At 72.2% G+C, this 16,130-nt stretch carries 7 protein-coding genes; all 7 read left to right on the plus strand.

Features of this window, described 5'->3' with window-relative positions; genetic code table 11:
• Positions 1–105: 105 nt before the first annotated feature.
• The 7 genes from ACIQOE_RS40995 to ACIQOE_RS41025 all read left to right on the plus strand — a co-directional run bounded on the left by ACIQOE_RS40995 (position 106) and on the right by ACIQOE_RS41025 (position 15,999).
• A complete protein-coding gene (locus ACIQOE_RS40995; protein WP_351315028.1) occupies positions 106–3,666 on the plus strand; it encodes a choice-of-anchor D domain-containing protein in 3,561 nt (1,186 codons plus the stop codon).
• 84 nt (positions 3,667–3,750) lie between these two features.
• A complete protein-coding gene (locus ACIQOE_RS41000) occupies positions 3,751–5,718 on the plus strand; it encodes a discoidin domain-containing protein (protein ID WP_401417164.1) in 1,968 nt (655 codons plus the stop codon).
• Between the two features lie 31 nt (positions 5,719–5,749).
• Positions 5,750–6,355 carry a class I SAM-dependent methyltransferase gene (locus ACIQOE_RS41005; RefSeq protein WP_365557681.1) on the plus strand — a complete coding sequence of 202 codons (606 nt, stop codon included), beginning with the start codon at positions 5,750–5,752 and terminating at the stop codon, positions 6,353–6,355.
• A 108-nt stretch (positions 6,356–6,463) separates the two neighbouring features.
• Positions 6,464–7,450: a hypothetical protein gene (locus ACIQOE_RS41010; RefSeq protein ID WP_351315019.1), complete on the plus strand. Its 987-nt coding sequence runs from the start codon at positions 6,464–6,466 to the stop codon at positions 7,448–7,450.
• 43 nt (positions 7,451–7,493) lie between these two features.
• Positions 7,494–9,344, plus strand: coding sequence for an HSP90 family protein (locus tag ACIQOE_RS41015; protein ID WP_399013206.1), 1,851 nt, complete (start codon positions 7,494–7,496; stop codon positions 9,342–9,344).
• A 2-nt stretch (positions 9,345–9,346) separates the two neighbouring features.
• Entirely contained in the window at positions 9,347–12,280 is a 2,934-nt protein-coding gene (locus ACIQOE_RS41020; protein ID WP_401417165.1) for a hypothetical protein, read from the plus strand.
• Positions 12,281–12,714: 434 nt separating this feature from the next.
• Positions 12,715–15,999 carry a GH92 family glycosyl hydrolase gene (locus ACIQOE_RS41025; protein ID WP_401417166.1) on the plus strand — a complete coding sequence of 1,095 codons (3,285 nt, stop codon included), beginning with the start codon at positions 12,715–12,717 and terminating at the stop codon, positions 15,997–15,999.
• Positions 16,000–16,130: the final 131 nt, after the last annotated feature.

Genomic DNA, 16,130 nt, shown 5'->3' on the forward strand with positions numbered 1-16,130 from the left:
GGATATTACGGTCCCCCGTGCGTCATCACCACCCTCCGTCTCCCCTCCCGCCTCCGGCGGTACCGGCGGAACTGTTCGGGCATCCCGTGATGAAAGGAGTGGTAAGTGTTCCATTCCCTACGAAATCTGAGACGAGCCCTCGTCTGGGCGGTCAGCACCGCGATGGTGGCCGCCGTCGGTGTCGTCGCCCTGGCCCTCCAGCCCGCGTGGGCGGCGTCCACCGCCACCGGCGGCAGCGGCGCGAGCCTGCCCTACGTGGAGGTGCAGGCGGAGAACTCCGCCACCAACGGCACCAACATCGGGCCGAGTTACACCCAGGGCCAACTCGCCGACGAGGCGTCGTACCGCAAGGCGACGACGCTCAAGGGCACCGGCCAGTACGTCACCTTCACCACCCCGGTGGCGACCAACTCGATCAACTTCCGCTACAGCATCCCCGACACCTCGGGCGGCTCGGTGTACACCGCCGCGCTCTCCCTCTACATCAACGGTGTCAAGCAGCCCGACTTCACTCTGACCAATGCCTACAGCTGGTACTACGGCAGCTACCCCTTCACCAACACCCCGGGCAGCAACCCGCACCACTTCTTCGACGAGGCGCACCGGCTGTTCTCCACCACCTATCCCGCCGGCACGACCTTCAAGCTGCAGGTCGACTCCGGTGACACCGCCTCCTCGTACACGATCGACTTCGCCGACTTCGAGCAGGTCGGGGCGGCCCTGACCGCGCCCTCCGGAGCGGTGTCGGTGACCAGCAAGGGCGCCGACTCCACCGGTGCGAACGACGCGACCAGCGCGTTCAACGCCGCGATCAGCGCGGCAGGACCCGGCGGCACCGTCTGGATCCCGCCGGGCACCTACAACATCCCCGGCCACATCAGCGTCAACAACGTCACGATCGCCGGCGCCGGCATGTGGTACTCGACCGTCACCGGCACCGCGCCCGGCTTCTACGGCAACTCCGCGCCCTCGGGCAGCACCGGCGTGCGCCTGCAGAACTTCGCGATCTTCGGGAACGTGCAGGAGCGCGACGACAGCGCCCAGGTCAACGGCATCGGCGGCGCGATGAGCAATTCGACCGTCTCCAACCTGTGGATCGACCACATGAAGGTCGGCGCCTGGATGGACGGGCCGATGGACGGGCTGACGTTCACCGGCATGCGCATCCGTGACACCACCGCGGACGGCATCAACTTCCACGGCGGCGTCACCAACTCCAAGGTGACCAACAGCGACATCCGCAACACCGGCGACGACGGCATCGCCACCTGGGCGGACTCCGCCATCGGAGCCGACGCCAACGACACCATCTCCAACAACACCGTCTCCCTGCAGATCCTCGCCAACGGCATCGCGATCTACGGCGGCCACGACAACACCGTCAGCGGGAACCGCGTGGTGGACTCCGGCATCGCCCAGGGCGGCGGCATCCACGTGGGGCAGCGCTTCACGTCGACGCCCGTCGGCACCACCACCATCTCCGACAACACCCTGATCCGGGACGGCAGCCTCGACCCGAACTGGCAGTTCGGCGTGGGCGCCCTCTGGTTCGACGGCAGCCAGGGCGCCATCAACGGGCCGATCAACGTGACCAACGCGCTGATCCAGCAGAGCCCGTACGAGGCCGTCCAGTGGGTCGAGGGCACCATCAGCGGGGTCAACCTCAACAACGTGACCATCGCCGGCACCGGGACCTTCGCCCTCCAGGAACAGACCGGCGGCGCGGCCAAGTTCACCAACGTCACCGCGACCGGCGTCGGTTACTCCTCCCCGGTGTACAGCTGCAACGGCGGCAACTTCGTCGTCACCGACGGCGGCGGCAACTCCGGCATCGGCGGCACCCCGTACTGCGGCGGCTGGCCGGCCCCGAACTACCCGCCGTACCCGTCCGAGGGCGTCACGGCCACCCCCGGCGCGCTGAACTTCGGCTCGGTCGCGACCGGTTCGACGAGCGCCGCCCAGACCGTGACCGTCTCCAACCCGACCAACAGCGCCGCGGCCGTCTCCTCGATCACCGCCTCCGGCGACTACTCCCAGACCAACACCTGCGGATCCTCGATCGCCGCCAACGGCTCGTGCACCGTCAGCGTGAAGTTCGCGCCGACGGCGACCGGCAGCCGCACCGGAACCCTGACCGTCAACGCGGGCGGGACCACCAGCACCGTCAGCCTCTCCGGCACCGGCACCGCGCCCGGCCCGGTCCTGAACACCGACCCCGCCAGCCTCTCCTTCGAGGGCACGGTCGTCGGCTCGTCCGCCACCGCCCAGACCGTGAAGGTCACGAACTCGGGCACCACGTCGGCGACCGTCTCGGGCGTCTCGGCCTCCGGCGACTTCAGCCAGACCAACAACTGCGCCACGCTCGCGGTCGGCGCCTCCTGCACGGTGAACGTCGGGTTCAAGCCCACCACCGGCGGCACCCGCAACGGCAGCCTGACCGTCACCAGCAACGCCAACAACAGCCCGACCGTCGTCTCCCTGACCGGCAGCGGCATCGACAGCACCACGAACATCGCGGCCGGACGCCCCGCGACGGCCAGTTCCAGCAGCAGCCCCTACGTCGCCTCGAACCTGACCGACCCGGACGCCTCCACGTACTGGGAGGGCACGAACGGTTCGTTCCCGCAGTGGGCCCAGGTCGACCTCGGCCAGAACTACAGCGTCGGCAAGGTCGTCCTCAAGCTCCCGCCGGCCACCGCGTGGTCGTCCCGCACCCAGACCCTGTCGGTGCAGGGCTCCACGGACGGCTCCAGCTTCTCCACCATCAAGGCGTCGGCCGGATACACCTTCGACCCGAACGCCAACAACAACACGGCGACCATCACGTTCGGCGCCGCCACCGCGCGCTACGTCCGCGTGAACATCACCGCCAACACGGGCTGGAACGCGGCCCAACTGTCCGACCTCGAAGTGTTCCCCAGCGGCGGCGGATCCTCACCGGCGACCCTGTCGGCCAGCCCGGCGTCGCTGACGTACGCCACCCAGGCGCTCAACACCTCCAGCAGCGCGCAGACGGTCACGGTCACCAACACCGGAACAGCGGCCGCGACCGTCTCCGGTATCACCGTCACGGGCGACTTCTCGCAGACCAACACCTGCGGGACGTCGATCGCGGCGAACGCCTCCTGCACCGTGAACGTCACCTTCCGGCCCACCGCCTCCGGCACCCGCACCGGTGATCTCAGCATCGCCAGCAACGCGTCGAACGGCACGACCACCGTCGCGCTGACCGGCACCGGCGCCGGCACGACCAGCCGGAACCTGGCGGCCGGCGCGGCCACCACGGAGTCCAGTCACACCGACGTCTACCCGTCGTCGAACGTGACGGACGGCAACCAGGGCACCTACTGGGAGAGCGCCAACAACGCCTTCCCCCAGTGGGTCCAGGCCGACCTCGGGTCCGCGCAGAGCGTGAGCCGCGTCGTCCTCCAGCTCCCGGCCGGCTGGGGCGCCCGCAACCAGACGCTGTCCCTGTCGGGCAGCACCGACGGCTCCTCCTTCTCCACCATCAAGTCGTCGGCCGCCTACACCTTCGATCCCGCCACCAACAACACGGTCACCATCACCTTCACGGCGACCACCCAGCGCTACGTGCGAGTGAACATCACGGCGAACAACGGCTGGCCCGCGGGCCAGCTCTCCGAGGTCCAGGTCTGGAACACCTGACGATCCAGACCTGACGGTGCCGCCGGACGCACCCGCGTCCGGCGGCACCGACCACCGAAGGCCACGCCGACCAGAGGAGTCCAGATGGGTGTCACACGCAGAGTGTTCTTGAGGGCCGCGGTCGCGTCCACCGCCGTGGGAGCCGTGGGAGCAACCGGAACGGTGCTCGCCCCCGCCGCGTCCGCGGCCAGTGCGCCGGGCGACGTGGTCGGCAAGGTCACCGTCGGCTACCAGGGCTGGTTCGCCTGCGCCGGCGACGGCGCGCCCATCAACGGCTGGTGGCACTGGAGCCAGGACTGGGGACGCTCGCCGTCCCGGACCAACACCAACATCAAGTGCTGGCCCGACACCCGGGACTACACCAGCACCTATCAGACCTCGTACGCGGCCCTCGGCAACGGCCAGCCCGCGAGGCTGTTCTCCTCGTACGACCAGCAGACGGTGAACACCCACTTCCTGTGGATGCAGCAGAACGACATCGACACCGCCGCCCTGCAGCGCTTCAACCCCACCGGCGGCGAGGGCCCCACCCGCGACGCCATGGCGGCCAAGGTACGCAGCGCCGCCGAGGCGTACGGGCGGAAGTTCTACATCATGTACGACGTCTCCAACTGGACGAACATGCAGTCCGAGATCAAGACGGACTGGACGAACAAGATGTCCGCGCACACCGCGAGCGCGGCCTACGCGCGGCAGAACGGCCGGCCGGTCGTGTGCGTCTGGGGCTTCGGCTTCAACGACCCCAACCACCCCTTCACCGCCGACGCCTGCCTCGATGTCATCAACTGGTTCAAGAGCCAGGGCTGTTACGTCATCGGCGGCGTCCCGCGCGAATGGCGCACCGGCACCGGCGGCTCACGGGCCGGCTTCCTCGGCGTCTACCACGCCTTCCACATGCTCTCGCCATGGATGGTCGGCGCCATCGGGACCGTCTCCGAGGCCGACAACGCGTACACCACCTACACCCTCGGCGACCAGGCCGACTGCAACGCCAACGGCGTCGACTACCAGCCCTGCGTGCTGCCCGGCGACGTCTCCGCCCGGCAGCGGGCGCACGGCGACTTCATGTGGCGGCAGTTCTACAACGTGGTGCGCGCCGGAGCGCAGGGCATCTACATCTCGATGTTCGACGAGTACAACGAGGGCAACCAGATCGCCAAGACCGCCGAGACCCAGGCCTGGGTGCCCACCGACTCCGGGTTCCTCGCCCTCGACGAGGACGGCACCGCCTGCTCCTCCGACTACTACCTGCGCCTGACCGGCGACGGCGGCCGCATGCTCAAGGGCCGGATCGCCCTGACCGCGACCCGCCCCACCCAGCCGGTCCTGTCCGGCGGCGACACCACCCCGCCGGCCGCGCCGGGCGGCCTGACCGTCACCGGGCACACCAGCGGCTCCGTCGCCCTGTCCTGGAACGCCGCGACCGACAACGTGGGCGTCACCGGCTACCGCGTCCTGCGGGTGTCCGGCACGACCGGCACCCAGGTCGGCACCACCGGCGCCACCTCGTTCACCGTCACCGGACTGGCCGCGTCCACCGCCTACACCTTCGACGTCGTCGCCCTCGACGCGGCCGGAAACGTGTCGCAGCCCTCCAACCAGGTCACCGCCACCACCGACGCCCCGTCCACCAGCACCGACCTCGCCCTGCACCGGCCCACCGCGGAGAGCAGCCACACCCAGGTCTACGCCTCGGGCAACGCCACCGACGGCGACACCTCCACCTACTGGGAGTCGGCCAACAACGCCTTCCCGCAGTGGCTCCAGGTCGACCTCGGCGCCGCCGCCACGGTCGGAAGGATCGTCCTGCGCCTGCCTCCGGCGACCGCCTGGGCCGCCCGGACCCAGACGCTCTCCGTGCAGGGCAGCACCGACGGCGGCACCTTCACCCAGCTGCTCGCCTCCACCAGCCGCACCTTCGACCCGGCGACCGGCAACACCGCGACCCTCACCCTCCCCGCGGCCACCACCCGCTACGTACGGCTCACCTTCACCGCCAACACCGGATGGCCGGCCGCACAGGTCGCGGAGTTCCAGGTCTACGGCGCCTGACGCCCCGCCGCCGCGGCCTATAGTTCCGGGCATGAGTCGCTGGCACGAATTGACCGGGGGCACGTCCGGGCAGGACTACGCCGAACGGTTCGCCGCCCTGGCCCGCAGCGGGAAGGACATGCACGGAGAGGCGCGGCTGTGCGCGGCCCTGGTGCCCGAGGGAGCCCGGGTGCTGGACGCCGGGTGCGGCACCGGACGGGTCATGATCCGGCTCGCCGCACTCGGATACGACTGCACGGGAGTGGACCTCGACGCGTCGATGCTGGCCGTGGCCCGGCAGCAGGCGCCCGAACTGCCCTGGTTCCAGGCCGACCTGACCGAGTTCGAGCCCGGCGCGCTCGGCGTCCCGGCCGGCTTCGACCTCGTGGTCGCCGCCGGGAACATCTTCCCGCTGCTCGCGCCCGGCACCGAGGCCGCCGTGGCCGGACGCCTGGCCGCGGCCCTGCGCCCCGGCGGCCTGCTGGTCGCCGGGTTCGGCCTGGACGAGGCCCACCTGCCCGTGCCGCCCGGCATCACCCTGCCGGAGTACGACGACTGCTGCGCCGCGGCCGGCCTCACCCTCGTCGACCGCTTCGCCACCTGGGACGCCGACCCCTACGACGGCGGCGGCTACGCCGTCAGCGTGCACCGCCGCTGACTCCTCCGGTCGCCGTGCGCCACCGGGCGGAAACCCTGTGGAAGCGATGTCGGTGACGCCGCTTATGCTGCACCCCGATGATCACGCGGATCCTGGGGAGGGCGCGGCATGTTCGGCAAGCTGTTCGGCAGGGGCGGGGAGAGACCGGCGGCGGATCCGCACGCGCTGCCCGCGCCGCGCAGGACCAGGAACGGCGTGTACACGCTGCGCGCGCTCGGGGACGTGCGGGTGCTCGCGCTGGTGCAGGCGGCCGAGGCCGGTGACTGGGCGGCGGTCAGGACCGCCCTGGCCCCCTTCGACCTCGGCAGGGACCACGCCGTCCTCGGCGAGCTGGCCGACCTCGACGGCGTGCAGGACTGGATCGGCCGGGCCGTCGAGGAGGACAAGGAGCACCGGGCTACGGCGCTGCTGATCTCCGGGGCGCGCCACGTCAACTGGGGCTGGGAGGCGCGCACCGCCGCGCGTGCCGTGGACGTCACGCGGGACCAGTGGCGGGTCTTCCGGGAGCGGCTGGACATCGCCGAGGAGCAACTGCTGGAGGCCGCCGAACTGCGGCCCGACTGGATCACGCCCTGGCGCCGTCTGCTCACCTCGGGCCGCGGTATCTCCCGGGGCGCCGCGGTCAACGAGGTACGGCTCGCCGCCGCCCTGCGCCGCGACCCGCTCGATGCGGAGACCCACCTCGCGTGGGTGTCGCAGCTGCAGCCCCGCTGGGGCGGCGAGCCGGGTGAGGCGCTGGCGTTCGCCCGGGAGGCGTTCACCGGCGCACCCGAGGGCCACCGCCTCGGCTGCGTGCTCGCCATGGCGCACATCGAGGACTGGGTCGAGTCCGACCGCAAGGACTGCCTCAGGCAGCCCGAGATCCAGGACGAGCTGGTGGAGGCCGCCGTGCACAGCATCCTCCATCCCGCGTACGTGCGGCGGCCCGGGTGGCAGCACGACTTCAACATCTTCGCCATGGCCCTGTCCCTGGCGTCCGTGAGCACCGCGACGCCGCTGGTCTTCCGCGAGCTGCGGGGCGCGTACACCCCGTGGCCCTGGGAGTACATGGCGCGGCCCGAGGAGATGTACGCCCGCGCCCGGCGCAACGCCTGACCCCGCCACCCCGCCCGCCGCCCCTCTCACCCCGGACTGCCCGATGACCCTGTCCCAGACCCCCTCGCATCCGGCCGACGGCGCCGACCGCACCTTCCAGGTGGACCTGCGCGGCCTCGTCGACCTCCTCTCCCACCACCTCTACTCCAGCCCCCGCGTCTACCTGCGGGAACTCCTGCAGAACGCGGTCGACGCACTGACCGCGCGGCACGCCCTCGAACCGGACGCCGGTGACGGCGCGTTCGGCATCCGGCTGTACGCCGACGGCTCGGTGGTCAGGGTGGAGGACGACGGCGTCGGCCTCACCGAGGCCGACGTCCACACCTTCCTCGCCACGATCGGCCGCAGCAGCAAGCGCGCCGAGAAGATCGCCGAGCAACGCGCCGACTTCATCGGCCAGTTCGGCATCGGACTGCTCTCCTGCTTCCTGGTCGCGGACGAGATCCACGTCCTGAGCCGGTCCGCACGCACCCCTGACGCGCCCGCCGTCGAGTGGCGCGGACGCGGCGACGGCAGCTACACCGTCCGCGCCCTGCCCGCCTCCGCCCGCACCCGGCCCGGCACCACCGTCACCCTGACGCCCCGCGCCGACGCCGGCGAGTGGACCGCCCCGGCCCGGGTGCAGGCCCTGGCACAGCACTTCGGCGCCCTGCTGCGCCACCCGGTGACCTTCGACGGCGGCACCGGCGGCCCCGGCACGCCCGTCAATCCCGAGCCCGCGCCCTGGGCGCGCAGCTACCCGACGCCGGGCGCCCGCGCCCGCGCGCTGGCCGCCCACGGCGAGGAGACCTTCGGGTTCACGCCGCTGGACACCATCGAGCTGGACCTGCCGGCCGTGGGCCTGAAGGGCATCGCGTGCGTCCTGCCCGAGGCGGTGCCCGCCGGACGCCGGCACGGTCATCGGGTGCACGTCAAGGGCATGCTGCTGTCCGAACAGGCCGCCGAGATCCTGCCCGAGTGGGCGTTCTTCGTCCGCTGCGTCCTCGACGCCGAGAGCCTGCGCCCGACCGCGTCCCGCGAGTCCCTCTACGAGGACGACACCCTCGCCGCGGTCCGCGACGCCCTCGCCGAACGGCTGCGCGCCTGGATCGCCCGCACCGCCGCCAGCGACCCGGACCTCCTCGGCCGCTTCCTCCAGGCCCACCACCTGGCCGTGAAATCGCTGGCCGTGCACGACGACGAGATCCTGCGGATGCTGCTGCCCTGGCTGCCGTTCGAGACCACCGCGGGACACGCCACCCTCGACGAGTTCGCCCGCACCCACCGCACCGTGCTCGTCACCGCCAGCGTCGAGGAGTTCCGGCAGGTCGCGGCGATCGCCTCGGCCGCCGGCCTCGGCGTCGTCAACGGCGGCTACACCTACGACCGCGAACTGGTCCACCGGCTGCCCGAGATCAGGCCGGAGATCAGCGTCGCCGACCTCGACCCGGCCACCCTCACCGCCCACCTCGACCCCGTCGACCGGGAGACGGAACTCGCCGCCGCGGCCTACCTCACCCAGGCCCGCGACGCCCTCGCCGTCTTCGACTGCGACGTGGCGCTGCGCACCTTCCAGCCCGCCTCGGCCCCCGCCCTCCTGCTCGACAGCCGCGAGGCCCGGCACGAACGCACCCGCTCCCAACTGGCCCGCGAACAGCAGGGCGGCGTGTGGGGCGACATCCTCGGCCACCTGCGCCAGGAGGCACCGCGCGCGCAGCTGATCCTCAACCAGCTCAACCCGCTGGTCCGCACCGCGGTCACCATCGACGAACCCGAACTGGCCCGCACCAGCGCCGAAGCCCTCTACGGACAGGCCGCGATGCTGTCCCGGCGTCCGCTCAGGCCCGCCGAGTCGAGCCTCATCAACCGCTCCTTCCTCGACCTCCTCGCCCACGCCCTCCGCAAGGACAGCTGACGATGCCCACCGCACCCCCTCCCCAGAACACGGACGAGCTGTACCGGGCGCTCCAGGAGAACGACCGGCGCCCCTACGGCCGTGCCCGGACCGTCACGGCCGAGGAACTGACCGAGCTGGCCGAGCAGTTCGCGGAGCCGCGGCCGCTCGTCCACGCCCTGCTGGAACTCCAGGAGGCGTACACCTACGGCTCCGAGCCCCGCAAGTCGCCCGTGGTCTTCGCCCGCCTGCTCACCCTCTTCGACGAGCAGCCCGACGTCTTCGACGAGCGGATGCGCCACACCCTCTTCTGGCGGTTCAAGTGGGTGGCCAACGCCCTGCTGGCGCTCCCGGAGATACCGCTGGCCAGCCTGCGCCAGTGGCTCACCGAGATGCGCGACCGCTACGAGAAGGCCGGACTGGAACTCCAGCCCTACTACGGGCAGGCCCACCGGCTCGCCGCACACGTCGGCGAGGACACCGACCTGGCCTTCGAGCTGTGGGCCGGGCGGGCCCGCACCCGGCTCAGCGACTGCGAGGCGTGCGAGATCTGCGAGCGCGCCCTGCACCATCTCGCGGCGGACGACGACGAACGGGCGCTGCGCGCCTGGGAGCCGGTCCTGACCGGCAAGGAGTCCTGCCAGGAGGAGCCCGCCCGCTCCGTCTCCCACGCCCTGCTCCCGCTGCTGCGCGCCGGCCGCACCGAGGAGGCCCGCGAACTGCACCTCACCGGCTACCGCGCCTGCCGCCGCAATCCGTCGATGTCCGGCGAGGTCGGGCGGCACCTGGAGTTCTGCGCGCTGACCGGCAACGAGGCCCGCGGCCTGGAACTCCTCGCGGAGAACCGGAACCTGTTCGACGACGTCGACTCGCCGCTGGACCAGCTCGCCTTCCTCACCGGCGTCGAGGTCCTGCTGCGGCGCGTCGAGGCCCTCGGCCACGGTGACCTGCCCGCCGCCGGGTACCCGGGCCGCACCTGGACGGTCGCCGCCCTGCGCGCCGAGGTGGGACAGCGGGCCGACGGCCTCGCCGCCCGCTTCGACGCCCGCAACGGAACCACGGCCCACGCCGACCGGCGCACCGCCCGCCTGGACCGCGCCCCGCTCCTGGACGCACTGGAGCTGACCCTGCGCACCCGCGGCCTCGACGAAGTGGCCCCGGCCGCCCCGCCCGCCGCCCGCCCCGCCACCACCACCGTCCCCGAGTCCCTGCCCGAACTCATCCTCACATCAAGAGAGTTGGAGGAGCAGGGACATCCGGACGCGACGGTCTGCCGGGCCCGGCTGCGCACCCTGGTCGCCGACCCCGGCTACGTCCACCCCGTCGACCCCGCCGTGGGGCCGCTCGCCCGCCTGCGCGCGGACCTGCTGGCCGACGACGCGACCCGCGCGGGCGACAAGGACGACTTCGACCAGGCGTCCGCGCTGTGGCAGGAGGCCGCGCGCCTGTACGACGAGGCCGGAGCCGCGGGGGACGCGGCGCTCGCCCGTGCCTGCGCCGTGCTCCCCACCTCCGACATCCCGACCGGCGACGACGACGGGCCCGACGCCAAGGCCGCCGCGCTGACCGCCGCCCACCAGGCCCTGGTCCGGCTCCAGGAGGAGGCGTCCGGCCTCGCCCCGTACCAGGAGGCCCGGGTGCTGCGGCTGCGGGCGAGCGCGCTCGGCCTGCGGCTCCAGGCGACCGGGGACGACGAGCACGCCGCGGCGGTCCACGCCGAGGTGGACCTGCTGCTCGACTTCGCCGCCCGGCACGACATCGCCGGACAGATCTCCGGCGCCCGTCTGCTGCGCGCCACCACGTACGCCCTCGCCGGCGACCTGCCCGCCGCGCTCACGGAGACCGACGACCTCCTGGACCGGCTCAGGTCGCACGGTCCCGCCTGGCACCTGCCCCGCACCCTCGGTCTGCGCGGCCGGCTCCGGCTCGGCCAGGACGACACGCAGGCCGCGTACACGGACCTGGCGGAGGGCCTGCGGCTGGCCGCCGGGTGGCCGTCGGAGGCCGTCGACACGGCCCGCCTGCACACCGACCTGGCGCAGACCTGCATGCGCCTGGGCCGCCACGACGAGGCGCTGCGGCACCTGACCCGCTCGGCCGAGCGGGAACTGCGCCACGGCAGCCGGACGGACGCGTTCTGCACCTACGGCACCGCGGCCCAGATCAGCCTCGAACTCGGCCGCGTCGAGGACTGCATCGCGCTCCTCGACTCGGTGCTGGCCGAACCGGACGTCACCGCCGGCGAGGTCGACGACCGGCTCGTCGCCCAACTGCGCCTGTACCGGGCCCGCGCGCTGCACGCGGGGGAGGACCTCAAGGCGGCCACCGCGGAGTTCGCCGCCCTCGCGGCCGAGTCGGCCGGCTGGGACGACGACCCCGCGAGCCATGCCATGATCGCGGCCGAGACCGCCGTGCTCCTCGCCGAGTCAGGTGAGTTCGACCGGGCCCGCGAGGCCGCCGACCAGGCCCTCGCCGCCCACGCCCGGTCCCCGCGCTACGAGCAGGTCAGCAGCTGCCTGCGCGAGATCGCCCGGCTGCGGACCCAGCGGCAGGGAGCCGAGGGGCTGTCCGACGCCCTCGGCCTCCTCGCCGACGCGGGCCGGGTCGCCGACGAGGCCAGGGAAGCCGGGTACGAGGCCCGCGACCGCTCCCTGGACAGCGCCCTCGCCTACGAGCACGGGCGGGTCAACGCCTACGCGGGCGAGTACGGGACGGCCCTGTCCGCGCTGGAGAAGGCCGTCGTCCTCCTCGGCGGATCCGGGCCCGACGACGGCCGCGAAGGCGAGTGGGCCGAATGCGTCCGCCTCGCGTCGGTCGTGGAGGGCCTCTACCTGGAACGCCCCGTTCCCGCCCTCGCCCGCCTCGACGCGGCGGTCTCCCGTCTCACCGCCCTGGGCCGGACCGAGGAGACCGAGGCGCTCACCTCCCTGGCGGCCCAGCTGCGCGACGAGCAGTGAGCGGCCGGCCGAAGACGTTTGCCGAGCGGTCGTAACTCTCGCAAGGAATCGACGAGTTCGGCCGCGCTCTCCGGTTCCGCCCGCATCCCGGGCGGAACCGGGGAGTGACGGCGCGGACCCGCGCGGATGCGTCCGCGGTGGCGCGGCCGCCGGAGCGCGCACCGGGGCCGGACGTGAACTTCGCACTCAGAAAGTCTTGTTGGCCTCGTTGACACGCCGCAAGCACAGGCGTTTCACTCGACACTCGTGCATGGCAACGTTGTCAGGCCGTGGGAGCGACCCGATCCGTTGCCTGTCGCCGGCAGTCCGGTGTTTTTCGGCGCGCCGACACCTGATGTGCGAAGCACGAACCGCTGCGGAGGCAACCGATGGTGAGACCCCGACGTCAACCTGCACCAGCCGACCGAGCACGAATCCGCCGACACCTGGTCGCCGTGTGCGTCCTGGGCCTGGCGGCCCTGCCGCTCCAGGCGGCCGGCACCGCCCAGGCCGCGGGCAACGCGACCCCGCCCCTGGTGAAGGACCCCGCGTCCCTCGTCAACCCGCTCATCGGCACCTCCGGTGCGGTGGACACCTTCCCCGGCCCCGACATGCCGGCCGGCATGGTGCAGTGGGGCCCCGACACCACCCCCCACCGCCCCGACGGCGGCGGCTACGAGTACGCCGACAGCAAGATCTCCGGCTTCAGCCTCACCCACATCTCAGGACCCGGCTGCCCCGTCGCCGGCGACCTGCCCGTCCTGCCGGTGACCGGCGCCCTGACCGGCGACCTCGGCAGCACGTCCGTGGGATTCGGCCACGACAGGGAACAGGCCGCCGTCGGCTCCTACAAGGTCACCGACGCGAACGGGGTCGCCACCGAGCTGACCGACACCACCCGCGCCGGGATCGGCACCTTCACCTTCCCCGCGGACCGGCAGGCGAACCTGCTGTTCAAGCTCAGCGGCGGCGCCACCCAGGTGGACGGGACCCGCGTCCAGGTGGTGAACAGCAAGGAGATCAGCGGCGCGATCGACAGCGGCCACTTCTGCGGCGCCGCCAACCGGTACACGCTGCACTTCGACATCAAGTTCGACCGGCCGTTCACCGCGAGCGGCACCTGGGTCGGCAGCACCATCACGCCCGACGCGACGTCGCTGAAGGCCGGCAAGGTGGCGCCGGTCCCGAAGAAGGCGACGCCCGCGCCGCTGAAGGAGAAGCACTTCACCGTCCCGGCGAAGCCGTCCCCGACGGTCCACACGCACGGCGCCTCGCAGGCGGCGGCCGCCCAGCCGCCCACGACCGGCGCGAACGGCATGTACCTCACCTTCGACACCTCCGCGAACCCCAAGGTGACGGCGAAGGTCGGCATCTCGTACACGAGCGACGCGAACGCCTCGGCCAACCTCGGCGCGGAGATCGGCGGCTGGAACGTCGGCGCCGTCGAGAAGGCCAACCACGACGCCTGGAACACGGTCCTGAAGAAGCTCCAGGTCGGCGGCGGAACCACCGACCAGCAGACGCAGTTCTACACCGCGCTCTACCACGCGCTGCTGCACCCGAACGTCTTCTCCGACACCAACGGCCAGTACATGGGCATGGACAACCAGGTCCACAAGCTGGCCAAGGGACAGCAGGCCCAGTACGCCAACTACTCGGGCTGGGACACCTACCGCTCCCAGACCCAGCTGATGGCACTGGTGGAGCCCAAGGTCGCGAGCGACGTCGTCACCTCGATGCTCAACGGCTACGACCAGACCGGTCTGCTGCCCAAGTGGGCCTCGAACAACGGCGAGAGCTACGTGATGGTCGGTGACCCGGCCGCCGGCATCATCGCCGACGCGTACGCCTTCGGCGCCACCGGCTTCGACACCGACAAGGCCCTCGCGGCCCTCCAGCACGAGGCGACCGTCCCGAACAACGACCGCCCCGGCGAGTCGGTGCGCGACGCCATGGGCTACCTGCCGCTCGACCAGAGCTACGGCTGCTGCAACTTCTACGGCCCGGTCTCCACGCAGTTGGAGTACGACTCCGCCGACTACGCCCTCGCCGCGTTCGCCAAGTCGCTCGGCAAGACGTCCGTCTACGAGAAGTTCGCCGCCCGCGCCCAGGACTGGATGAACGTCTTCAACCCGCAGTCCGGCTACCTCCAGGCCAAGAACAAGGACGGCCAGTTCGCGACCGGGTTCACCCCCGGCACCTCCAACGGCTTCGTGGAGGGCACCTCGGCCCAGTACACCCCGATGGTCCCCTTCAACCTGAAGCAGCTCATCCAGGCCCGCGGCGGCACCAAGGCCTACTCGTCCTACCTGGACAGCCTCCTCGACGACATCACGCGGCCCGGCGGCACCGACGCCGACCTGAGCAACGAGCCCAGCGTGGAGATCCCCTGGGAGTACAACTACACCGGTGAGCCGTGGAAGACCCAGGCGGCCGTCCGCGCGGCCCAGCAGGGCCTGTACTTCAACGCCCCCGTAGGCTCGTTCGGCAACGACGACCTCGGCGCCATGAGTTCCTGGTACGTCTGGTCCGAGCTGGGCATGTACCCGGAGACCCCGGGCGCGGACACCCTGGTGCTCGGCAGCCCGGTGTTCCCGGTGGCCCAGGTGACCCTCGGCAACGGCAAGACGGTGCGGATCAACGCCCCGCAGGCCGCGACCGACGCGCCCTACGTGCAGTCGCTGAACGTCAAGGGCAAGGCGTGGAACGCCTCCTGGCTCACCTACCAGCAGTTCAAGGGTGCCGGCACGCTCGACTTCACGCTCGGCACGCAGCCGGACACCGGCTGGGCGTCCGGACCGTCGGCGGTGCCGCCGTCGGACACCACCGGCGGCGACCGGGTGCTGGCGGCCACCGGCCCCGCCAACGGGCTGGTCCTCCAGCCGGGCGCGAGCGACGACGCCACCCTGGACCTGACCAACCTGGGCGGTAGGACGGCCACGGTCGACTGGACGGCGACGGCACCCGCCGGCGTCACCCTGGACACCGCGTCCGGCTCGCTGACCGTGCCCGCCTCGGGCAGCGCCGAGGCGAAGATCCACGTCACGGCCGGCCAGGACGAGGGCACCTTCCCGGTCTCCTTCGCCCTGACCGACCACGCCACCGGCACGGCCCTGCCCGGCGCGGTCCTGCGGGTCGCGGTCGCCAAGGCCGGCGCGCTGTGGCCGTACGACACGAACGAGGGCGTCTACCCCGACGGCAGCAGCTACTCGGGCGGCTTCGACGGCGGCGGCTGGGCCTACTCGCAGAACGCGCTGTCGGCGGCCGGGGTCACCAGCGGTTCCGGGCTCACCGTCGACGGTGTCTCCTACACCTGGCCCACGGTGAAGTCCGGGCAGAACGACAACCTGGAGATGGCGGGCCAGACCATTCCGATGCCGGCCGGCACCTCGGGCGCCTCGCTCGGACTGCTCGGCGCGGCGGCCAACGCGCCGACCGACGGCAGCGGGACCACGGGCACGCTGACCGTCACCTACACCGACGGCAGCACCGCGCACGCCACGGTCGGCTTCTCCGACTGGACGCTCAACGGAGGGTCGGCCAAGCCGCTGCCGAGTGACACGACGGCCGTCACCACCGGCTACCGGAACACCGGGAGCGGCGGCCGGGACGGCGTGAAGACCTACGTCTTCGCCACGAAGGTGCCGCTGGACGCGGCCAAGCAGGTGGCGTCGGTGACGCTGCCGGTGACCGGATCCACCGGCACCGCCCACCTGTTCGCCTACGGCTTCGGCCAGTAGCGGAAGAGTCGAGGGGCGCCGGGGGGGGGGGGCCCCCCCCCGCGCCCCCCCCCCCCCCCCCGGGCGCCCGGGGGGGGGGGGGGGCCGCGGCCCGGGCCTGCGGGCCCGGCGCACCCCCCCCCCCCGGCCCC

The organism is Streptomyces sp. NPDC091282, assembly GCF_044757385.1.
Taxonomy (GTDB): Bacteria; Actinomycetota; Actinomycetes; order Streptomycetales; family Streptomycetaceae; genus Streptomyces; species Streptomyces gramineus.